This is a genomic window from Pseudomonas sp. 31 R 17 (assembly GCF_900004915.1).
GTDB classification, from domain to species: domain Bacteria; phylum Pseudomonadota; class Gammaproteobacteria; order Pseudomonadales; family Pseudomonadaceae; genus Aquipseudomonas; species Aquipseudomonas orientalis_A.
In genome coordinates, this window is the sequence record NZ_CVTN01000038.1 from 112,675 (window position 1) to 134,376 (window position 21,702).

The following is a 21,702-nucleotide window of genomic DNA, read 5'->3' on the forward strand; positions in this document are numbered from 1 at the left end:
TCCGAAGAACCGCCAGGCCTGGGAAACTTCCTACAATTGCAGGATCAGGGTCTTCAGCGGAGGTTGCTGGTCTTTCGACGGAAAGTCCGCGCCTGGCGCCATGATCTGCCAGTCGCGTACGGGGCGACCGGCTTTTTCCGCGCAACGCAGCACCTGTTCGCGCCAGTCGTCCATGCTCACTTTCGCCAGGTTGTTGCAGCAAATGAGCACACCATTATCGGCGGTTGCCAACAGTGCGGGCTTGAGCAGGCTTTGGTAGTCGCGCAACAGGTCGACGGTACCGAAGGCGCTTTTGGCCCAGGCGGGGGGATCGAGCAGGACCAGGTCATACTGGCGCTGTTCCAGGCGCGGATAGCTCGGCAGTTTCTGGCCACGACGCTGAGTGACAGGGAGGCCGGCCAATTGGCGAATCGCCGGGAAGTAATCGGACTGTACGAAGGCCATGGTCGGCAACTGCGGGTTAAGCAGACCGTTCTCGCGACCCACGGCGAGGTTGCCCTCGGCAAAGTCCAGGTTGCAGACTTCGCGTGCGCCACCGGCTGCCGCGCTCAAGCCTACGCCGCAGGTGTAGGCGAACAGGTTGAGCACGCTTTTACCGGCGCTGTGGTCCTTGACCCAGCCACGGGTGTTGCGCAGGTCAAGGAACAGCAGCGGGTCCTGCCCGGCATGCCGCCCACGCACTCGATAGTTGAGGCCCCATTCGTGACCGACCAGATCCTCCAGCGCGGCAGGTTCGGCGCGGTACACGCTGTCTTCACGGTCGATCCGTGAGTTGCCACGGGAGCGGTCGTTGTACACCAGCAGCAGCTCCAGGCCCATGTATTGATTGATCAGTTGGTGCAGGTCCAGCAGATCGGCGTTTTGCAGGGATTGGTGGAAGCTTTGCACCAGCAATTGCGGGCCGTAGCGATCGATCGTCAGGCCACCGGCGCCTTCCTGGCTGCCGTGGAACAGCCGGTAGCAATCGGTGCCTTGGGTATGCAGTTCACTGATCAGGTCTTGGCGATGGTCGAGGGCGGCGCGCAGCGCCTGGTTCAAGGAAGTCATGGAGCGCGCCTTGCTTGCGGGGGAATGAGGACAGTGGGGGCGCGCAGTTTAACAGCCCCGGCCTGAACAGGCCGGGGGTTATTTCGAGGCTAGCGGTTCAGGCGTTGATCAGCCGCGGTGACGACCGCGGAAGTAGTTGATCAGGCCCTGAGTCGAAGCATCTTCGGCCGAGGTTTCTTCGGCGCCGGTCAAGCGGTTGTAGACGCCTTTGCCCAGTTCCTTGCCCAGCTCGACACCCCATTGGTCGAAGGCGTTGATGCCCCAGATGACGCTCTGGACGAACACCTTGTGTTCGTACATGGCGACCAGCGCGCCCAAGCGGCGCGGGCTGATGCGTTCGACCACGATCGTGTTGCTCGGACGGTTGCCCGGGATCACCTTGTGAGGCGCCAGTTTCTGCACGTCGGCCTCAGGGATGCCCTTATCGCGCAGCTCCGCTTCGGCTTCGGCGCGTGTCTTGCCGAGCATCAGCGCCTGGCTCTGGGACAGGCAGTTGGCATACAGCCACTGGTGGTGGTCGGAAACCGGGTTGAAACTGACGATCGGCACGATGAAGTCGGCCGGGATCAGTTGGGTGCCCTGGTGCAGCAACTGGTGATAAGCATGCTGGCCGTTGCAACCCACGCCGCCCCAGATGACCGGGCCGGTATCGGTGGCGACCGGCGTGCCGTCCTGGCGCACGCTCTTGCCGTTGGACTCCATGTCCAGCTGCTGCAAATGCTTGGTGATGTTACGCAGGTAATGGTCGTACGGCAGGATCGCATGGCTCTGCGAACCCCAGAAATTGCCGTACCACACGCCCAGCAGGCCCAGCAGCACCGGCATGTTGTCTTCGAATGGCGCGTTCTGGAAATGCTGGTCCATGGTGTAGGCACCGGACAGCAGCTCCTTGAAGTTGGACATGCCGATCGCCAGGGCGATCGGCAAGCCGATTGCGGACCACAGCGAGTAACGACCGCCGACCCAGTCCCACATCGGGAAGATGTTTTCTTCGCGAATGCCGAACGCGACGGCCGCCGCGTTGTTGCTCGACACGGCGATGAAGTGGCGGTACAGCTCGGCTTCCGAGCCACCCTGGGCCAGGTACCAGGCGCGGGCGGCCTGGGCGTTTTTCAGGGTTTCGAGGGTGTTGAAGGATTTCGACGAGACGATAAACAGCGTGGTCTCGGCGCGCAGCTTCATGGTCAGTTCGTGGAACTCGCTGCCGTCGATGTTCGCCAGGTAATGGCAGCGTACGCCCTTATGGGCGTAGGACAGCAGCGCTTCGGAGACCAGCTCCGGGCCGAGGAACGAACCACCGATGCCGATGTTCACCACGTCGGTGATCGGCTTCTCGGTGTAGCCACGCCACAGGCCGTCGTGGATACGGCCGACCAGGTCAGTGATCTGGTTCAGCACCTTGTGCACGTCGGGCATGATGTTCACGCCGTTGACCGACAACTTGTCGCCCACCGGGCGACGCAGGGCGGTGTGCAGCGCCGGACGGCCTTCGGAGGAGTTGACCGGCTCGCCGGCATACAGCGCGTTGATCGCGTCTTTAAGGCCGACTTCGTTGGCCAGGCCCACCAGCAGGTCGCGGGTTTCGCGGGTGATCAGGTTTTTCGAGTAATCGAGGAAAAGCCCGCAGCTGCTCAGGGTGAATTCGGAGAAACGCTGGGGGTCGGCATTAAAGGCCTCGCGCATGCTGAAATCCTGCATGGCTTGGCGATGTTGATCGAGCGCGTGCCAGGCGGGCAGCGCGGTAACGTCATGAGGGGTGCGGTAGTACGCCATCGCTGCGGGTTTCCTTTTATTACGGGGACTGCCTTTAGGACACTTCAAAGCCCGGAACATCCCGTCTTTTAACATGCGACGGGGTTCCAGACAGCGCTAACCAGGAGCGCAGGGCGATTACATTAAACCTAGCGTGTCGATATGTCTTGGCTTTGTCTGCGCTGATGCCGGTACTTTTTTATACCGGCATAGCGATGAAGGCAATCGGCGGGGTGTCGAGAAGGGTCAGTTGAGGTTCAGGTGCAGGTTGTCGATCAGGCGTGTCGTGCCCAGATAGGCCGCTACCAGGATCACGATATCCCGGTCCTCGGGCGTGGCCGGACGCAAGTGCACGCCTTGACGCACCTCCAGGTAGTCCATGCGCAAGCCGGCGGCTTCGATCTGCCGGATGTGCTCGGCGCGCAGTGTGGCGAAATCACGCTCACCGCTCTTGATGGCGGTGGCCATCTGGCTGAGGCTGCGATACAGCACGGGGGCAATTGCGCGTTGCTCCTGGGTGAGATAACCGTTGCGCGATGACAGCGCCAGGCCATCGGCGGCACGTACGGTCGGCTCGCCGATGATCTGGATCGGCATGTTCAGGTCATGCACCATGGCGCGGATCACCGCCAGTTGCTGATAGTCCTTCTGGCCAAATACGGCCATATCCGGCTGGACCATGTTGAACAGCTTGCTGACCACCGTGGCGACGCCTTCGAAATGCCCTGGGCGGCTGGCCCCGCACAGGCCTTCGGACAACTGGGGGACGCTGACGCGGGTCTGGCCGGTCATGCCGCCGGGGTACATTTCATCGACGGTTGGTGCGAAGAGCAGGTTGCAGCCGGCTTGCAGCAGCATTTCCTGGTCGGCGGCAAGGGTGCGCGGGTATTTGTCCAGGTCTTCGCCGGCGCCGAATTGCAACGGGTTGACGAAAATGCTCGCCACGACGAAGTCCGATTGCTGCGCGGCCTTGCTCACCAGGGTGGCGTGGCCACTGTGCAGGTTGCCCATGGTCGGGACGAAGCCGATGCGCTTGCCGGCACTGCGCGCGTGGGTCACGGCGGCGCGCAGTTCACGTAGGGTTTTAACGGTGTTCATGCAGAAAATCCGTGTTCGGTGCCGGGAAAGGTCACGGCTTTGACTTCGCTGACGTAAGCGCTCAGTGCGGCGTGAATGCTGGGCTGGCCGGCCATGAAGTTTTTCACGAACTTGGGCACGTGGCCGCTGATCGACAAGCCGAGCATGTCGTGCAGCACCAGCACCTGGCCGTCGGTGGCGGCGCCGGCACCGATGCCGATCACCGGTACTTTGACGGCCTGGGTGATTTCGGCAGCCAGTTCACTGGGCACGCACTCCAGCAGAATCATCGCGGCGCCGGCTTGTTCCAGGGCGATGGCATCGGCACGCATCTGGCGTGCCTGGGCTTCATTGCGGCCCTGTACCTTGTAGCCGCCGAGCAGGTTGACCGACTGCGGCGTCAGGCCCATGTGCGCGCATACCGGGACGCCGCGCTCAGCCAGCAGGCGGATCGACTCGGCGAGCCATACGGCGCCTTCGACCTTGATCATGTGCGCACCCGCCTGCATCAGTTTGCCGGCGTTCTGGAAGGTCTGTTCGAGGGTGGCGTACCCCATGAACGGCAGGTCGGCGATGATAAACGCACCGTCATTGCCACGCTTGACGCTGGCGGTGTGGTACGCGAGTTCGTCGGTGGTGACGGGGAGTGTGCTGTCATTCCCTTGAAGTACCATGCCCAGGGAGTCGCCTACCAGCAACACCTCGACCCCGGCCTGACAGCTGGCGTGGGCGAAGGTAGCGTCGTAGCAGGTCAGCATGGTGATTTTTTCACCTTTGAGCTTGAGGCTCTGCAAGGTGGTCAGGGTAATGTCTGGCATGAAAAGGGTCCTCGTTCAGGCGCTTGGAAACAGCGAGTAACGCGCGTGAGTCTTCGTTTATACAGGCGCACTGTCTTGAGAGCAGTGCTTATAAGGCCTGGATTGCGCCCTTCAGCGCCGGGCTGGCGGCAGCGGGACGCCTATAGTCGTGAGGAGGGCACGGGAAGTCAATTGGATGTGTTACCGCATTGTTACGATGACTGTGTTACCGCTGTTACTGGCGCGATTGTAGGAGCGAGCTTGCTCGCGAAGAACGCTTAGGCACCGCGTTTAATCAGGCTGTGCGCGTTATCGTTGACGATGTTTGCGAGCAAGCTCGCTCCTACAGAGGTAAGCGTTCCAGGCCGACAAACGGGCAGTCTGCCAGTAAGTCGCGCAGGGTTGGGCCATCAGGTAATGACAGGTTCGCAGGTGCCAGTTCGGCCAGCGGATAAAGCACAAACGCCCGCAGGTGCATCTGGTAATGCGGCACCTTGAGGCGCGGCTCGTCGATCAGGCGGTCACCGAAGAGCAGGATATCCAGGTCCAGGGTGCGAGGCCCCCAACGCTCGAGGCGTTGGCGGCCCTGGTCGTTTTCGATGCTTTGCAGCGCATCGAGCAGGTCCAGCGGCGCAAGGTCGCTGTCCAGGGCTGCCACCGCATTGGTATAGCGCGGTTGGCCCGGGAGCAGGGAGTCACTTTGATAGAAGGCGGATACACCGGCGAGGGTAGTGCCGGGCAATTGCGCCAAGGCGTCGATCGCGCTGCGCAATTGCTGTTGCGGGGCAGCCAGGTTGCTGCCCATGCCGATGTAGATACGTTCCACGTTTATTCGCCTGTTGCGCCTGAGGCATCGGCGGCGCTGCGTTTGCGCTTGCTGGAGCTGCGGCGGCGCTTTTTCGGCCCTTCGCCGGTGCTGTCGCCTTTGCTGCCGAGTTCACGAATCATCTCGCGGCGCTGACTGTCATTGGCGTCCTGGTAGTCGGTCCACCATTCACCCAGACCGTCGGTCTGCTCGCCGGCGCTTTCGCGCAGCAACAGGAAGTCATAGCCTGCGCGAAAGCGTGGGTTGTCCAGCAACAGGTCGGCGCGTTTGCCGCTGCGGCGTGGCAGGCGCTCCTGCATGTCCCAGATCTCGCGGATCGGCAGGGTAAAGCGCTTCGGAATGGCGATGCGCTGGCACTGCTCGCTGATCAATTCATGGGCGGCTTCCTGCATGGCGGGGATCGGCGGCATGCCGCGGTCCTGCAAACGCAGTACACGCTTGGGCAGGGCCGGCCACAACAGCGCGGCAAACAGGAAGGCCGGGGTGACCGGCTTGTTCTGTTTGATGCGCAAATCGGTGTTGATCAAGGCTTCGCTGATCAGGGTGTGGGTGTACGTCGGGTTGTATTCCAGCGCCTCGGCGCTGGCCGGGAACAGCGGATCGAACAGTTGCAGGTCGACGAGCATCTCAAAGGTGTCGGCCGCATAGCCCGAGAGGAACAGCTTGAGCACTTCTTCGAACAGGCGTGCCGACGGAATCTCCCGCAGCATCGGTGCCAGTTCGCGAATCGGTGCGGCCGTGTGTTTCTCGATGCCGAAGTTCAGCTTGGCAGCGAACCGCACCGCACGCAGCATGCGCACCGGGTCTTCCTGGTAGCGCTGCGTCGGCTCGCCGATCAGGCGGATCAGGTTGTTGCGGATGTCGTGAACGCCGTTGGCGTAATCGAGGATGCGCTCGCTGACCGGATCGTAATACAGGGCATTGATGGTGAAGTCGCGGCGTTGCGCGTCTTCTTCCAGGGTGCCGTAGACATTGTCGCGCAGGATGCGTCCGCTCTCGTTGCGGGAAGACTGATTGGTGTCTTCCTCTTCATCGTTTTGCGGATGGCCGGCGCGGAACGTCGCGACTTCGATGATTTCGCGACCGAAGTGGATATGCACCAGCTTGAAGCGGCGCCCGATGATCCGCGCATTGCGAAACTCGGCACGTACCTGTTCAGGCGTGGCGCTGGTGGCGACGTCGAAATCCTTCGGCGTGATATTGAGCAGCATGTCGCGTACGCAACCGCCCACCAGGTAGGCCTGGTAGCCGGCGTTCTGCAAACGTTCGACGATGTTCACTGCGTAACGGCTGAATTGAGCGCGCTGCAATGAATGCTGATTGCTGTTAAGCACTTCAGGCGTGCTGCGAATGTGTTGCGTACGACGCAAGGGGGAACGGAATGACTGGAACAACTTCTTCAGCATGGGATGCACTGTTTGAAGGAATGTTCGGCCATAACGAAGAATGACCGCATGATGGGCCGGGATTCTAGCATTTAGTCAGGGGATGGTGTAGGAACAAGCTGCGGGCGTTGCGCCAAAAGCGTTTGAGGGGCAATCCAGGGGCAATCTGTCGGAAACTACAAGGGGAGCCGAAGCTCCCCCAGAAGTAGTTGCGTGCTCTATTTTTATTATTGGTTTCGGGCTTCTTGTTTTTGTTGATCGCCCTCGTCATGAAGCTTCACCTTCATGACACTCCCAATCGGGAGCAAGAGCAAACGGATTGCTTTGGTCGCTGTGTTGCTGATCTACGATCCAACCAGTTCAGGCTCTGCCTTAGGGCAGTTTTTGTTGTTCTCGGCCTGGTTGCGGGGCAAGCCCCAAATGCAACGCCTCTCCAAAAGAATCAGTTAGCTGCGCCTCCGCCGTGTTGTTTTTGTTATGCGTGAGTCGATTCGTCTTATTTTTATTGTCTTGTACAAAGCTTGTTATTGTTTTTGTACTAAGCATATAGCAGGGTGCGTGCCAACTTTAGCGTTGCCCAGTAAAACCGGGGGTTTTAGGCTGATTCGGGTTTTTGAGGGAACAAAAAAAGCCGGGGCTTCGTTACCGTAAGCCCCGGCTTTTGTTACGCGAAATATCCGCGGTAACAGTTTTTTCACATCTGCACGTGTTACCTGTGGCGCGGCCCCTCAACTTTCGCTGGCGACGCCGGTCTTGCGCCGTGGAATGCCCAGGCGCTGGCGACGTTCCCACAGGCACTTGCGGCTCACGCCCAGCTTGCGTGCCAGTTCGGTCTCGGTCATGTGGTCCTGGTGCTCGAGGACGAAGTGCTGGAAATAGTCTTCCAGGGACAAATCTTCCGTCGGCTCGTGGCTGGTATTGCTGCCCGCGCCCTGTTGCGGCGCCAGGCCGATGAAGTCGTCGTCGTCCAGATCGCTGAGTTCGATATCGATGCCCAGCAGCTCGGCGGATATTTCCGGGCTTTCCGACAGGATGACCGCACGCTCGACGGCGTTTTCCAGTTCGCGCACGTTGCCCGGCCATGAGTAATGCCGGATCACCTGCTCCGCGTCGGGCGCAAATTTCAGGTCGGTTCGGTTGATGCGTGCGCTCTGGCGCAGCAGGAACGCCTGGGCGATTTCGTTGACGTCGGCGCCGCGCTCACGCAGTGCCGGCAGCTTGAGCGCAATTACGTGCAGGCGGTAATACAAGTCTTCACGGAATTGGCCGATCTTGGCCAGGCTCTTGAGGTCACGGTGCGTCGCGGCGATCAGGCGTACATCGACCTTTTGCGATTGCACCGACCCGACCCGGCGAATCTCGCCTTCCTGCAACACGCGCAGCAAGCGTGCCTGTGCTTCCAGGGGCAGTTCGCCGATCTCGTCGAGGAACAGCGTGCCGCCATCGGCCGCTTCGACCAGGCCCGCGCGCCCGGCGCTGGCACCGGTGAACGCGCCTTTTTCGTGGCCGAACAATTCGGACTCGATCAAGGATTCGGGGATCGCTGCGCAGTTCACCGAGATCATCGGTGCCTTGGCACGTTTGGACAGGTTATGCAGGGCGCGGGCCACCAGTTCCTTGCCGGTGCCCGACTCACCCTGGATCAATACATTGGAGTCGGTCGGCGCGACTTTGCGAATCTTGCTGTAAAGGTCCTGCATCGGCGGGCAGGAACCAATGATGCCGATCTCGCCGTTGCTGTTATCGACACCCGGTTTCTCGGCAGCTTTGCCTGCCGGACGGTGTTCAACCGGCGCACTGCCGGCCGACTGACGGTCACGCAGGATGCGCGCCACCGCCTGAAGCATCTCGTCGTGGTCAAAAGGCTTGGCGATGTAGTCCACCGCGCCCATCTTCATCGAGTCCACCGCCGAGCGCAGGCTGGCGTAGCTGGTCATGATCAGCACCGGCGTGCCCTGGCCCAGCTTGATCAATTCGGTACCCGGTGCGCCCGGCAGACGCAGGTCGCTGACGATCAGGTCGAACGTGGGAATGCTGAACCGCTCCTGCGCTTCCTGCACCGAGCCGGCTTCGCTGACCTGGTACTGATTACGTTCAAGCAGGCGACGCAAGGCAGAGCGGATAATGGTTTCGTCTTCGACGATCAAAATGTGCGGCATTGATTCAATTCTCTCGACGGTCTCAGTTCACAGCGGACGTCGCTTCGACATGACGCGGCAAGGTCACCCGAATACGGGTGCCGCGTTGGCTTTCGGTGTCAGCCGGGCTGTCGATGGTGATTTGTCCATAATGCTCTTCAACGATGGAATAGACCAGTGCAAGGCCCAGACCGGTACCTTCACCCGGGTCCTTGGTGGTGAAGAAAGGTTCGAACAATCGGTCCATGATGTTCTGTGGAATGCCGCTGCCTTCGTCTTCCACGATCAGGTCGACCGTGTGCTCGAAAGCCTCGCTCTTGACGCGTACCGCACTGTGCGGCGGGGAGGCGTCGCGGGCGTTGGACAGCAGGTTGATCAGGACTTGGGCCAGGCGTTGCGAGTCGCCATCGACCCAATGGTCCGGATCGCACAAGTTAAAGAACTGTACTTCGAAATTGCGCCGGTTCAAGGCCAGCAGCCCAATGGCGTCCTGCGCCACTTCGGCCAGGCACACCGCTTCGTCCTGATTCTGGTGGGCGCCGGAGTGGGCAAAGCTCATCAGTGACTGCACGATGCGCGACACGCGCTTGGTCTGCTCGAGGATTTGCCCGCTGATCTCGGTGATTTCACCGTCTTCCTCGCGTTCTTCGCGCAGGTTCTGCGCCAGGCAGGCGATGCCGGTAATAGGGTTGCCGATCTCGTGAGCCACGCCGGCGGCCAGGCGACCGATGCTGGCCAGGCGCTCGGAGTGCACCAGCTTGTCTTCGAGCATCTGCGTGTCGGTGAGGTCTTCGACCAGTAACACCAGGCCGCTGTTACCGGGGGCCAGGGGCTCGTCAATGGCGGCCTTGTGCAGGTTCAGCCAGCGGGTCTGGCCGTCGAGCGCCAGGTGCTGTTTGTGCAAATGCTCGTCGGGCAGGTTGATAAAACCCTGCAACAGTTCTTTCCAGGGATCGCCCAGGGTATTGAGGCGAGAGCCGACCACGCGTTGCGCGGCGATACCGGTGAGCTCTTCCATGGCCTTGTTCCACATCAGGATTTCCTGGTCCTTGGCCAGGGAACACACGCCCATCGGCAGTTCCTGCAGGGTCTGGCGGTGATAACGGCGCAGGGCATCGAGCTCGGCGGCCAGACCGGTGAGGCGCGAGTGGTAGTCCTCGAGCCGGCTTTCGATGAAGTGGATGTCTTCGGTCACGTAGTTCTCGCCGCCCGCCTTGTAGGGCAGGAAGGTTTCCACCATGTCCTGGGACACGCTGGGGCCCATCAACCCCGACAGGTTGGCTTCGATACGGTCACGCAAACGCCGCAGGGCATAGGGGCGGCGCTCGTCGAACGGCAGGTACAAATCGCGCAAGGCCTGCTCGACTTCCTTTTGCGCGGCCTTGGCGCCGAGTGGCTTGGCCAGTTGCGTGGCGAACTCCTGGGGCGAGGCCGCGTGCAGCTCGCGGCGTTGCGGGCGGCGCACGTTGTCCACCGCGCAGGCTTCGGCGGCGCTGATTTCTTCGGGGCTGGCATTGGTGAACAGCGAGATCAGCGTGAACATCAGCACGTTGGCGGCCAGCGAGGCGATTGCGGCCATGTGCCAGCTGGTGTCGTCCAGCACGTAAATCATGTTCAGCAAGGGGATATAGAACCCCTGCAGGTTGCCGACCAGCGGTAGCAGCATGGTGACCAGCCACACCAGGATGCCCGCCAGCAACCCGGCGATGAAGCCTCGGCGGTTGGCGGTGGGCCAGTACAGCACCGACAGCACGCCCGGCAGGAACTGCAGGGTGGCGACAAAGGCCACGATGCCGAGGTTGGCCAGGTCCTGTCCGGCGCCCAGCAGCAGGTAAAAGGCGTAGCCGGCCATGATGATCGCGACGATCAGCGCGCGACGCGTCCATTTCAGCCAACGATAGATATTGCCTTCGGCCGGTGGCTGGTACAGCGGCAGCACCAGGTGGTTAAGCGCCATGCCGGAGAGGGCCAGCGTGGTGACAATGATCAGGCCGCTGGCCGCGGACAAACCGCCGACGTACGCCAGCAGCGCCAGAGCCGGGCTGTTGGCCGCGATACCGATGCCCAGGGTGAAATACTCGGGGTTGGTGGTGGCCCCCAGTTTCAGGCCGGCCCAGAGGATCAGCGGCACCGCCAGGCTCATCAACAGCAGGAACAGGGGCAAACCCCAGCTGGCGCTGACCAGCGAGCGTGGGTTGAGGTTCTCGGTGAAGGTCATGTGGTACATGTGCGGCATCACGATTGCCGACGCGAAGAACACCAGCAGCAGCGTTCGCCACGGGCCTTCCTGCAGCGGCGTGTGCAACGCTGCAAGGGCCGTCTGGTTTTGCAGCAACCACAATTCCAACTGTTGCGGGCCGTCGAACACGCCGTAAAGCGCGTAAAGGCCCACACCGCCGATGGCAATCAACTTGATGACCGACTCGAAGGCAATCGCGAACACCAGGCCCTGGTGTTTTTCGCGGGTGGCGATATGGCGTGAGCCGAAGAAAATCGTGAACAGGCTGATCAAGGCGCAGAAGGCCAGGGCAACACGATGTTGCACGGGCTCGCGGGTCAGGATGCTGATGGAGTCGGCCACCGCCTGGATCTGCAGCGCCAGCAACGGCAGCACGCCGATCAACATGAAGATCGTGGTGAGCGCACCGGCCCAGGTGCTGCGAAAGCGAAAGGCAAACAGGTCCGCCAGGGAGGACAACTGATAGGTACGGGTGATTTTCAGGATCGGGTACAGCAGCACCGGTGCCAGCAGGAACGCACCGGATACGCCGAGGTAGCTGGAAAGGAACCCGTAGCCGTATTGATAGGCCAGGCCCACCGTACCGTAGAACGCCCAGGCGCTGGCGTACACGCCCAGGGACAAGGTGTAGGTCAACGGATGGCGAATGATCGCCCGCGGAATCATTCCGCGCTCACTGATCCAGGCGACGCCGAACAACGCCGCCAGGTAGGCGGCGCTGATCAGCAGCATCTGGGTGAGGCTAAAGCTCATCGGCATCTTTTTGGCTCTGCAGGATGAAAGTCACGACGATCAGGATCAGCCACAGCAGATAAGGGCGGTACCAGGCGCCTGTGGCGTCGATCCACCAGTCCATGATGGCGGGGGAAAACAGGTAGATCCCGACGACCAGCAGCAGGACCAATCGATAGATGTACATGTTGGCCTCTGATTAAAAAACTGCGGCGATGGTAACGGATGCCCGGCAAGCTGCAAGCGCCTTCAGCGCAATTGCGCTTCGGCCAGCGTGAGTGTGCGCGGGATCAGTGTGGCATCCCACTGCTGGATGCCCCAATCCAGCAATTCCCTGGGGCTCGCGTAAAGCAGTTCATCGCCGGCCGGCTGACCGAGGGCGCGCAGTGCTCTGAGCAGCAACGGCGTGGCCTGGTCCGCGGTCAGCGGTGGCGAACGGTACGACTTGCCCAGTTTGTTACCGTCCGGCTGGACGATCAGCGGCACATGCAGGTAGCGCGGCTGGCGCAGGCCGAGCAATTCCTGCAGGTAAAGCTGGCGTGGCGTGGAGTCGAGCAGGTCGGCGCCGCGCACGATGTCGGTAACCCCTTGCCAGGCGTCATCCAGGACAACGGCCAATTGGTAGGCGTACAGGCCGTCGCGGCGGCGGATGATGAAGTCGCCCGCATCACGCCCCAGGTGCTGTCGGAATGAGCCCTGTACCCGGTCGGTAAAATGATATTCAAGCTCGGGTACGCGCAGACGGATAGCGGCATCTTGCTGGTCGTGGCCGGCGTTGCGGCAGAGTCCGGGGTAAATCCCGTTGTAGGGCTCCAGCTGTTTGCGCGAGCAGGTGCAGGCGTAGGCCAGGCCATGGTTGAACAGGTCGTTCAGCACCTTGGCGTAGGCCTCGTGTCGCTCGCTCTGCCGGACCAACTCGCCGTCCCATTCAAAACCGTAGCTTTCCAGGGCATGCAGAATTGCCGCCTGGGCGCCGGGCTCTTCACGGGGCGGATCGAGGTCTTCCATGCGCATCAGCCAGCGGCCTTGATTGGCGCGGGCGTCGAGGTAGGAGGCGAGGGCGGCGACCAGGGAGCCGAAGTGCAAATGGCCGCTGGGCGTGGGGGCGAAACGCCCGATGTAGGTAGAGGCAGTCATGGGCCGGATACTACTGGAAAATCGGTAAACGCCAGACACAAAAATGGGGCGTTCGCACGCCCCATTCCTTCAGCTCGGCAGGTATTACTTGCCGACCTGTTTTTCCTTGATTTCGGCCAAGGTCTTGCAGTCTACACAGAGGTCCGCGGTCGGGCGGGCTTCCAGGCGACGAATACCAATCTCGACGCCGCAGGATTCGCACCAGCCGTATTCTTCGTCTTTGATCAGTTGCAGGGTCTTGTCGATCTTCTTGATCAACTTGCGCTCGCGATCACGGGCGCGCAGTTCGAGGGCGAACTCTTCTTCCTGGCTCGCACGGTCGGCCGGGTCAGGGAAGTTGGCTGCTTCGTCCTTCATGTGGTCAACGGTACGGTCAACCTCCTGCATCAAGTCCTGTTTCCACTTGTTCAGGATCTTGGTGAAGTGCAAGCGCATGGGCTCGCCCATGTACTCCTCACCTTTCTTCTCTACGTAAGGTTCGAAGCCGCTGATGCTTTGCTTTTCTTGGGTGGACATGAATAGACCGCCTCTCACTCTTCTAATCCATTGCGCAGGATTGCAACGTCACCGACACCTGCCGGCCCTGCGGCTGCAAGCGGGCGAACTTACCAGATAGATTCGGGGTGCGCCACTCCCGGTTGTCGAGCCTGTCGCGCCGGGGTTGCAAACTGCAGGGCCCCGTCGTGGCTGGGTATGTCTCGTCTCGAATGTTGATTTTAGTCGTTTTGCCGGCGCTTGCCCGTACCGTCAAGTCGGTCGGGCAGGCAATAGAGCATGTTTTAACGCCAGGGTTCGGTAGAATCCGGATTTTGTCCTCACCGTCTAAGGAAGGCTAATGGCTCAGCCCTACAGTGCGCGCAGTCGCGCCATCGAACCTTTTCATGTCATGGCGTTACTGGCGCGGGCCAATGAGCTGCAATCAGCCGGCCGCGACGTGATCCATCTGGAAATCGGCGAGCCGGACTTCACCACCGCCGAACCGATTATCAAGGCTGGCCAGGCGGCCCTGGCCAACGGCAAGACGCGCTACACCGCCGCCCGTGGGCTGCCCGAGTTGCGTGACGCGATCAGCGGTTTCTACCAGCAGCGCTATGGGTTGAACATTGATCCGCAGCGCATTCTGATCACGCCCGGTGGCTCCGGCGCGTTGTTACTCGCCACCAGCCTGCTGGTGGATCCGGGCAAGCACTGGCTGTTGGCGGATCCAGGTTACCCCTGCAACCGGCATTTTTTGCGCCTGGTGGAGGGCGCGGCGCAGTTGGTGCCAGTGGGGCCGCAGGTGCGTTACCAATTGACCGCCGAGCTGGTGGCCGAACACTGGAACCAGGACAGCGTGGGCGCGCTGGTTGCCTCCCCGGCCAATCCTACCGGGACGATGCTCACTCGGGACGAACTGGCCGGGCTGTCGAGTGCCGTCAAGGCGCGTGACGGCCACTTGGTGGTGGACGAGATCTATCACGGCCTCACCTACGGCGCAGACGCCGCTAGCGTACTGGAAGTCGATGACGATGCTTTTGTCCTGAATAGTTTTTCGAAGTATTTCGGCATGACCGGCTGGCGCCTGGGCTGGCTGGTGGCACCCCCTGAAGCGGTGGGTGAACTGGAGAAGTTGGCGCAGAACCTCTACATCAGTGCGCCGAGCATGGCCCAGCATGCGGCCCTGGCCTGTTTCAGCGTGCAAACCCTGAGCATTCTGGAAGAGCGTCGCGCCGAATTCGGTCGACGTCGTGACTTCCTGCTGCCGGCCCTGCGCGAGTTGGGCTTCAGGATCGCGGTGGAGCCGGAAGGCGCGTTCTATCTTTATGCGGATATCAGCGCGTTCGGCGGTGATGCCTTCGCGTTCTGCCGGCATTTCCTGGAAACAGAATATGTGGCCTTTACCCCCGGTCTGGATTTCGGGCGTTATCAGGCGGGTCATCATGTGCGCTTTGCCTACACGCAAAACCTTGATCGGCTACAGGAAGCGGTGGAGCGGATTGCCCGTGGCCTGCGGAGCTGGCAAGGCTGATGCGTTTTCATCCTCCCCTCGAAGAAGGGCGGCTGATCCGCCGCTACAAGCGCTTTCTCACCGACATCGAAACCGTTACCGGCGAGTTGCTCACCATTCACTGCCCGAACACCGGTTCGATGCTCAACTGCATGGTTGAAGGTGGCCAGGTCTGGTTCAGCCGTTCTGCCGACCCCAAGCGCAAGTTGCCAGGCACCTGGGAAATCGCCGAAACGCCCCAGGGGCGGCTGGCATGCGTGAATACGGCACGCGCCAATCAGTTGGTCGAGGAAGCACTACGCGCCGGCGTCATCACTGAGCTCAACGGTTTCACTGCGTTGAAGCGAGAAGTGCCCTACGGTCAGGAAAAGAGCCGAATCGATTTTCGCCTGGAATACCCCCAGGGGGCCGCGTTTGTCGAGGTTAAAAGTGTCACCTTGGGCTTTGATGGCAGCTCAGTGGCGGCATTCCCTGATGCGGTGACCCAGCGCGGCGCCAAGCACTTGCGGGAGCTGGCTTACCTGGCGCGTGAAGGTGTGCGGGCGGTGCAGTTGTATTGCGTCAATCTCTCGGGGATCGATGCGGTGCGCCCGGCGGTGGAAATTGATGCGGGTTACGCCGCTGCGTTGCGTGAGGCCAAGGCGGCGGGGGTCGAGGTGCTGGCATACGGTGTGCGGGTCACGCCTGAAGAGATTTACGTCGAGCGGCCGTTGAAAGTGCTGTTGGGTGACTAGAGTTCCACCCACAGGCCCTGTTCGTCTTCGCGGCCGGGCAGGGCGGTGAGGCTTTGGCCTGCGCAGGGGCCGGCGATGCATTCGCCGCTTTCGATCAGGAACAGCGCCCCGTGGGTGGCGCATTGAATCAGGCTGGCGCTTGAATCGAGGAAGCGGTGCGGCTGCCATTCCAGCGGGATGCCGCGGTGGGGGCAACGGTTGATATAGAAGTAGGCAACCCCATCGCGCCGCACGGCCAACAGTTTGCGCCCGTCGATATCAAAGCCGAGGCTGCTGTCGGGCGCAAGGGCTTCGGAGGGGCAGAGAAACTTCATTTCATTCCTTAAGTGCCTTGACGTTCAAATGCAAACAATTATCAAATGCCGCTTCGCCCGTCAGCTGGTCGGGTGCTCATTACGATGCCGGGCAGGCTGTATCTGTCACATTGATGAGTGCATGAGCGGCTCTGCCTTGAAAGGAAACCCTGTTATGCGCCTGAGTGCCAGCGTTATTGCGCTTGTTGCCGGATTGCTGGTCAGCCAAGCGGTCCAAGCCTCGGAGCTGCCGCAACGCTGGGTCAGCGCCGGTGGCGCGTTATCGGAGTGGGTGACGGCAATGGGGGGCGAGTCGAAACTGGTCGGCGTGGACACGACAAGCCAGCATCCGGCGTCACTCAAGGCATTGCCAAGCATCGGTTATCAGCGCCAATTGTCGGCCGAAGGCATTCTCAGCCTGCGCCCACAGCTGCTGGTGGGCACTGAGGAGATGGGCCCACCGCCAGTGCTGGCGCAAATCCGCAGCGCCGGGGTGCAGGTAGAAATGTTCTCGGCACAGCCGGATTTGGCGAGCCTGAAAACCAACCTGGCGCATTTGGGTAAGCTGCTGGACAGCGAGGCCAGGGCCAACCAATTGTTCAGCGGCTATGAGCAGTCTCTGGACCGACAGAAAGCCTGGGTGGCCAAGGCCCAGGTGACGCAAAAAGCACCGGGCGTGTTGCTGTTGCTCGGGCACGCCGGCGGCAAGCCGTTGATCGCCGGTCAGGACACCGCGGCTGACTGGATAGTGCAGCAGGCCGGCGGCCATAACCTGGCGACTCACAATGGTTACAAACTGTTCTCGGTGGAGTCGCTGGCCGGGTTGAGTCCCGATGTGCTGGTATTTGCTGATCGGGCACTCAGCGGTGAAGCGGCCCGTGTGGCGTTGTTCAAGGAAAATCCTATCCTCGCGTCCACGCCGGCGGCCAAGAGCGGCCGGGTGATTGAGTTGGACCCGACGCTGCTGGTGGGCGGGCTCGGGCCACGCTTGCCGCAGAGCCTCTCGCAGTTGTCTGCCGTGTTTTACCCGTCCAGCGCGCAACCCGCCCCATGACGACATTGGTTAAACCGAAAACGCTGTTTATCGGGCTGGCGCTGTTGTCTCTGGTGGCGATCTGGCTCTCATTGGCCCTGGGCCCGGTCAGCCTGCCGTTGTTCGACACACTCAGGGCCGCATTGCGATTGATGGGGATGCCGATCAATGCGCAGGGGCTCGAACAGGCCGAGTTGATCCTGGGGCAGATTCGTTTGCCGCGCACGTTACTGGGCCTGGCCGTCGGGGGCGTGCTTGCATTGTCGGGCGTGGCGATGCAGGGGTTGTTTCGCAACCCGCTGGCTGATCCTGGCTTGGTGGGCGTGTCCAGTGGTGCGGCATTGGGGGCAGCGGTGGCCATTGTCGCAGGCTCGTTTTTTGGCGGGCTGCCGGACGCGGTCGGTCCGTATCTATTATCGATCTGCGCGTTTCTGGGCGGCCTGGGCGTCACCGCGCTGGTGTATCGATTGGGACGGCGCAACGGCCAGACCAACGTCGCGACGATGCTGCTTGCCGGCATTGCGCTGACGGCGCTCGCCGGTTCCACGGTGGGGCTGTTTACCTACCTGGCAGACGACGCCACCTTGCGTACCCTGACATTCTGGAACCTGGGCAGCCTCAACGGTGCCAGCTATTCGCGATTATGGCCGTTGCTGCTGGTCAGTGCGGGCGTGGCGCTGTGGCTGCCGCGCCGAGCGAAGGCCTTGAATGCGCTGTTGCTGGGTGAGTCCGAGGCCAGTCATCTGGGGATCGATGTTGAAAGGCTCAAGCGTGAACTGGTGTTCTGTACGGCGTTGGGCGTCGGCGCAGCGGTGGCTGCGGCGGGCATGATCGGCTTTGTCGGATTGGTGGTGCCGCATCTGGTGCGGTTGCTGGCAGGCCCGGACCACCGGGTGTTGCTGCCGGCTTCGGTGCTGGCGGGCGCGAGTTTGCTGCTGTTTGCCGATCTGGTGGCGCGCCTGGCGTTGGCGCCGGCGGAATTGCCGATCGGTATCGTTACCGCGTTTATCGGCGCGCCTTTTTTTCTCTATTTATTGTTGCGGGGGCGCGCCTGATGCTGCGGGTGGAAGCGCTGCACATCCGTCGCGCAGGCAAGACCGTGTTGGCGGATGTGACCCTGGACCTGCTTCCGGGCCAAGTGCTGGGCGTATTGGGCCCTAACGGTGCGGGTAAAAGCACCTTGTTGAGTGCGCTGTGCGGTGAATTGTTGCCTGATCAGGGCAAGGTCTGGCTGGGTGCGCAGGAATTGAAGCGTTTGAGCGGCGCGCAACGCGCTCAACGCCTGGCAGTCCTGCCCCAGACCTCCACCCTGGATTTCGCTTTCCGTGTCGAGGAAGTGGTAGGCATGGGACGTTTGCCCCATCAGACCGGTCGCGTACGGGATGAGGAGATTATCCGCGCGGCGCTGCATGCGGCAGATGCAGGGCACCTGAGCGGGCGCAGTTACCTGGCCTTGTCGGGCGGGGAGCGTCAACGGGTGCACCTGGCCCGAGTATTGGCGCAATTATGGCCGGGCGAGGCGGGGCAGACGTTGTTGCTGGATGAGCCGACATCGATGCTCGATCCGTTGCATCAGCATACGACCTTGCAGGCCATCCGCAGCTTTGCCGACCGTGGCGCGGCGGTGCTGGTGATCCTGCATGACCTGAACCTGGCCGCGCGTTACTGTGATCGTATCCTGCTGCTGGCGGGTGGGCGCCCGCATGCCCTGGACACGCCGGCACAGGTGCTGCGGCCCGAGCCGCTCAAGGCGGTGTTTGGTCTGGATGTGTTGGTGCAGTCGCATCCGGAACGTGGTCATCCGTTGATCATCGCGCGCTGAGCACAGGGTTTTCCAGGCAAAAAAAGACCCGGCAAGAGCCGGGTCAAATAACCGTGATTAGCCTGATGAGGAGATAATCTGAGAGTCCGAACCAATGGTCTTTCAGTTATCGGCTGATCTCGCGACCAGTTGTGATAATCATAACGATTCTCATTTGAGAGTCAACAATTGTTTTATCCATTCCCGTATTTTTCTACAACTGCCCCTCCGCAGACCTAAATCTTCTTGCGCGTCGAGAGCGCATCGAACTGACGGTTCAACGCTTCTTTGCGTTCTGCGGGAATGTCGTTCCAATGCACATCCATCAATGCGCCTTCAATGGCATACAGCAGGACTTTCGATGCTCGGAACCCGCGAGTGCGCACGGCGCGGTAGGCGTCGACCGCCCCCAGGCGGCGTAAGTCGGATGCGCTGTGGATGCCCACCGCATGCAGCCATTGCGCCGACGTCTTGCCAAGATTTTTCAGGTGCTGCAGCTCATCGTTCATCAAGCCTCCTTGCGACGGCCGAAGGGTGCGGTGGGTATCGTGACCAGGCAAGCCTGAAAATGAGTGTAGCGCTCAGTAGGAAAAGTGTGATTTTTTGCTCGGGAACGGCTCAAAAGCTTATAAGACCGCCGCCATATCTCAGGCAGGGTAAAGCGCCCGGCACGCCTGTCGCGCGGCCGGGAGCCGAAGTCTTGAGGTTATTTGGTGCGGTAACGCAGGCGGGTGCCGAAATTGACCGACATCAGGATCTCGTCAGCCGTCAGGTCGGAGGAGAAGTAAGTGCCGGAAATCTGCGCGTGGGCCAGGCTGGCGCCTTCCAGCGAACATTCACGTAAATCCAGCCCGCGCAGGTCGGCGGAGCGGAAGTAGGCGTCGGTGAAGTCGATACCTGCGGTGTTCAGTTCGCGCAGGTCCAACCCTCGGAAGTCGCCGCCACGCATGTCGATAACCCCGTCACCGGGGCGTTCCTGATTGAAGCCGCGGATGTCGTCCTTGTGCAGGAGCGCGTAGAGCGGGGTATCAAGAAGCTTGGGATGACTCATGACGACGACTCCTGTTGGTATTATGGCGCCATTATAGTGCCACTATCGCAGAGTCGTGCGCCAACGTGGCGACACGACCAAGAAATATTTCTTACAGGCCGGGCAAGCGCTGACGAATATGCGCAACCAACGCATCGAGGGTCCCGCTTTCGTTGGTCTCGACGCGCTTGCTCAACAGCAGCTCCTGCGCTGTCAGCGGGTCACGATTGGCTTGCTGCTGTTCGATAACCACCAACGTTGCGTCGGACGGATCGTTTTTATCTGCCTGACGTTGTGCCAGCCAACTGGCGATGACGGCCTGGGGCGCATTGCAATCCAGAATCAGGAACGGAGCCCCGGTGGCTTCGGCAACCCGGGCCGCCGCGTCGCGTTGTTCGCGTTTGAGGAAGGTGGCATCCAGCACCACCGGGAAACCGGCGCGAAGCACGGTGTCGGCAATTTCGTTCAGTCGCGTGTACGTTGCAGCACTGGCGTCATGGTTATAGATGCCGGCCTGCGGTGTATTTTCCACAGGCTGCTCGCCAAACAGGCGCTTGCGCTCCACGTCCGAGCGCAGGCGAACAGCGCCTAATGCCTCGACCAGGCGCAGGGCGACATGGCTTTTGCCCACGGCCGAAACACCATGGGTGATTGCCAGGAAGCGCGACGGAATCGTGCTGTAGCTTTCAGCCAGATTGGCGTAGTTGCGGTACTGGCGCAGGGTGGTGGCGCGTTGCACCGGGTCGGCTTCGCTCGGCATGCTGAACAGCGCAACTTTGGCCCGGACCAGGGCGCGATACGCCTTGTAGAAATTGAGCAGCTCCAGGCCCTGATAATCCCCGGTCAGCTCCAGGTACTGGCTGATGAATCGTCGCGCCAGGCATTTGAGGCCACGGTCTTCCAGGTCCATCGCCAGGAACGCGGTGTCGGCGTACACGTCGGTGAAGCGGAACGGCTCGTTGAACTCGATGCAGTCGAAGATCACCACATGGCCGTCGATCAGCGTGGCGTTGCCCAGGTGAATGTCACCATGGCATTCGCGGGTGAATCCATTGAGCTTGCGCTGTTGCAGCAGCGGCTTGAGGCGTTCGAAGCTGCTTTCGGCCCAGGCTTGCAGGGCTTCCAGTTGAGTCAGGTCGGCCTTGTCACTGAGGAATGGGCGGATCTGTTCGAAGTTCTGGCGTACCGGTGCCATCACTTCATCCGGGGTGCCGGCCGGGTGTTCCTGTGGGACTTTGGGGGCGTTGATGTGGAAATGCGCAATCTGCCTGGCCATTTCGTCAATGTGCGCGCTGGTCAGTTCGCCGTTGGCTTGCAAGGTGCTCAGCATCTGGCTCTGCGGGAACTGGCGCATTTTCAGCGCGTATTCGATGACCGGGCCGTCGCCAGCCAGTTGCGGTGCGTCGGCAGTGCCGGTAATTGGCAACACTTCAAGATACAAATCTTCGGTCAGGCGCTGGTTGAGGCGCAGTTCTTCGTTGCAGAAGTGGCCGCGTTTTTCCAGATCGGTGAAGTCCAGGAACCCGAAGTTCATCGGTTTCTTCAGTTTATAAGCGTAAGGACCGGTCAGGATTACCCAGGAAATATGGGTTTCAATAACGTGAAATGCTTCCACCGGATGCGGGTACAACGCCGGGTTTTGCAGGGCTGCGATCAGGGACTGGCTCACGGGCGATCCTTCAAAGTCTGGGAGA

General features: G+C 61.2%; 20 protein-coding genes. 5 read left to right on the plus strand and 15 right to left on the minus strand.

Going from position 1 to position 21,702, the window contains the following annotated elements:
• Positions 1-30 precede the first annotated feature (30 nt).
• The 11 genes from BFP89_RS02995 to dksA all read right to left on the minus strand — a co-directional run bounded on the left by BFP89_RS02995 (position 31) and on the right by dksA (position 13,646).
• Positions 31-1,047 carry a class I SAM-dependent rRNA methyltransferase gene (locus BFP89_RS02995; RefSeq protein WP_065883951.1) on the minus strand — a complete coding sequence of 339 codons (1,017 nt, stop codon included), beginning with the start codon at positions 1,045-1,047 and terminating at the stop codon, positions 31-33.
• Positions 1,048-1,155: 108 nt separating this feature from the next.
• A complete protein-coding gene (gene pgi / locus BFP89_RS03000; RefSeq protein ID WP_065883953.1) occupies positions 1,156-2,820 on the minus strand; it encodes a glucose-6-phosphate isomerase in 1,665 nt (554 codons plus the stop codon).
• Between the two features lie 225 nt (positions 2,821-3,045).
• Positions 3,046-3,897 (minus strand): pantoate--beta-alanine ligase, encoded by an 852-nt coding sequence (gene panC, locus BFP89_RS03005; protein ID WP_065883955.1) that lies wholly within the window; start codon positions 3,895-3,897, stop codon positions 3,046-3,048.
• Positions 3,894-4,694: a 3-methyl-2-oxobutanoate hydroxymethyltransferase gene (panB, locus tag BFP89_RS03010; RefSeq protein ID WP_065883957.1), complete on the minus strand. Its 801-nt coding sequence runs from the start codon at positions 4,692-4,694 to the stop codon at positions 3,894-3,896. Before panB ends, panC begins: the two co-directional genes overlap by 4 nt.
• Positions 4,695-5,016: 322 nt before the next feature.
• Positions 5,017-5,499 (minus strand): 2-amino-4-hydroxy-6-hydroxymethyldihydropteridine diphosphokinase, encoded by a 483-nt coding sequence (folK, locus tag BFP89_RS03015; RefSeq protein WP_065883959.1) that lies wholly within the window; start codon positions 5,497-5,499, stop codon positions 5,017-5,019.
• A gap of 2 nt (positions 5,500-5,501) precedes the next feature.
• Complete coding sequence (locus BFP89_RS03020; protein ID WP_065883960.1) at positions 5,502-6,905, minus strand: polynucleotide adenylyltransferase PcnB; 1,404 nt, start codon at positions 6,903-6,905, stop codon at positions 5,502-5,504.
• 707 nt (positions 6,906-7,612) lie between these two features.
• Positions 7,613-9,043 (minus strand): sigma-54-dependent transcriptional regulator, encoded by a 1,431-nt coding sequence (locus tag BFP89_RS03025; RefSeq protein ID WP_065883962.1) that lies wholly within the window; start codon positions 9,041-9,043, stop codon positions 7,613-7,615.
• 22 nt (positions 9,044-9,065) lie between these two features.
• Positions 9,066-12,020 carry a sensor histidine kinase gene (locus BFP89_RS03030; RefSeq protein WP_162303221.1) on the minus strand — a complete coding sequence of 985 codons (2,955 nt, stop codon included), beginning with the start codon at positions 12,018-12,020 and terminating at the stop codon, positions 9,066-9,068.
• Positions 12,004-12,180 (minus strand): hypothetical protein, encoded by a 177-nt coding sequence (locus BFP89_RS28210; protein ID WP_003176118.1) that lies wholly within the window; start codon positions 12,178-12,180, stop codon positions 12,004-12,006. The genes BFP89_RS03030 and BFP89_RS28210 overlap by 17 nt, the downstream gene beginning before the upstream one ends.
• Before the next feature lie 62 nt (positions 12,181-12,242).
• Entirely contained in the window at positions 12,243-13,130 is an 888-nt protein-coding gene (gluQRS, locus tag BFP89_RS03035; protein WP_065883966.1) for a tRNA glutamyl-Q(34) synthetase GluQRS, read from the minus strand.
• An 84-nt stretch (positions 13,131-13,214) separates the two neighbouring features.
• Positions 13,215-13,646 carry an RNA polymerase-binding protein DksA gene (dksA, locus tag BFP89_RS03040; protein WP_065883968.1) on the minus strand — a complete coding sequence of 144 codons (432 nt, stop codon included), beginning with the start codon at positions 13,644-13,646 and terminating at the stop codon, positions 13,215-13,217.
• 319 nt (positions 13,647-13,965) lie between these two features.
• Here dksA and BFP89_RS03045 point away from each other — a divergent pair, with 319 nt between their 5' ends.
• Positions 13,966-15,138: a pyridoxal phosphate-dependent aminotransferase gene (locus tag BFP89_RS03045; protein ID WP_065883969.1), complete on the plus strand. Its 1,173-nt coding sequence runs from the start codon at positions 13,966-13,968 to the stop codon at positions 15,136-15,138.
• Positions 15,138-15,851 (plus strand): DNA/RNA nuclease SfsA, encoded by a 714-nt coding sequence (gene sfsA / locus BFP89_RS03050; protein WP_065883970.1) that lies wholly within the window; start codon positions 15,138-15,140, stop codon positions 15,849-15,851. The genes BFP89_RS03045 and sfsA overlap by 1 nt, the downstream gene beginning before the upstream one ends.
• On the opposite strand, the gene BFP89_RS03055 is transcribed toward sfsA, so the two are convergent.
• Positions 15,848-16,165, minus strand: a complete 318-nt coding sequence (locus tag BFP89_RS03055; protein ID WP_065883972.1) for a Rieske (2Fe-2S) protein — start codon at positions 16,163-16,165, stop codon at positions 15,848-15,850. The genes sfsA and BFP89_RS03055 overlap by 4 nt on opposite strands.
• 154 nt (positions 16,166-16,319) lie before the next feature.
• Between BFP89_RS03055 and BFP89_RS03060 the strand changes: the two genes are divergently transcribed.
• Genes BFP89_RS03060 through BFP89_RS03070 form a run of 3 tightly spaced genes read left to right on the plus strand, consistent with a single transcriptional unit; the run spans position 16,320 to position 18,999 of the window.
• The gene (locus BFP89_RS03060; RefSeq protein WP_065883974.1) at positions 16,320-17,198 is read left to right on the plus strand and encodes a heme/hemin ABC transporter substrate-binding protein; all 879 of its coding nucleotides are present in this window, start codon (positions 16,320-16,322) and stop codon (positions 17,196-17,198) included.
• A 50-nt stretch (positions 17,199-17,248) separates the two neighbouring features.
• Positions 17,249-18,232, plus strand: a complete 984-nt coding sequence (locus tag BFP89_RS03065; protein ID WP_164420318.1) for a FecCD family ABC transporter permease — start codon at positions 17,249-17,251, stop codon at positions 18,230-18,232.
• The gene (locus tag BFP89_RS03070) at positions 18,232-18,999 is read left to right on the plus strand and encodes a heme ABC transporter ATP-binding protein (protein WP_065883979.1); all 768 of its coding nucleotides are present in this window, start codon (positions 18,232-18,234) and stop codon (positions 18,997-18,999) included. Before BFP89_RS03065 ends, BFP89_RS03070 begins: the two co-directional genes overlap by 1 nt.
• Before the next feature lie 215 nt (positions 19,000-19,214).
• On the opposite strand, the gene BFP89_RS03075 is transcribed toward BFP89_RS03070, so the two are convergent.
• From BFP89_RS03075 to BFP89_RS03085, 3 genes are all read right to left on the minus strand, one after another.
• Positions 19,215-19,487, minus strand: a complete 273-nt coding sequence (locus BFP89_RS03075; RefSeq protein ID WP_065883985.1) for a TfoX/Sxy family protein — start codon at positions 19,485-19,487, stop codon at positions 19,215-19,217.
• Positions 19,488-19,684: 197 nt separating this feature from the next.
• On the minus strand, positions 19,685-20,029 hold the full coding sequence (locus BFP89_RS03080; protein ID WP_065883988.1) for a pentapeptide repeat-containing protein: 345 nt from the start codon (positions 20,027-20,029) through the stop codon (positions 19,685-19,687).
• A 91-nt stretch (positions 20,030-20,120) separates the two neighbouring features.
• On the minus strand, positions 20,121-21,677 hold the full coding sequence (locus BFP89_RS03085; RefSeq protein ID WP_065883992.1) for a bifunctional aminoglycoside phosphotransferase/ATP-binding protein: 1,557 nt from the start codon (positions 21,675-21,677) through the stop codon (positions 20,121-20,123).
• Between the last annotated feature and the right edge of the window lie 25 nt (positions 21,678-21,702).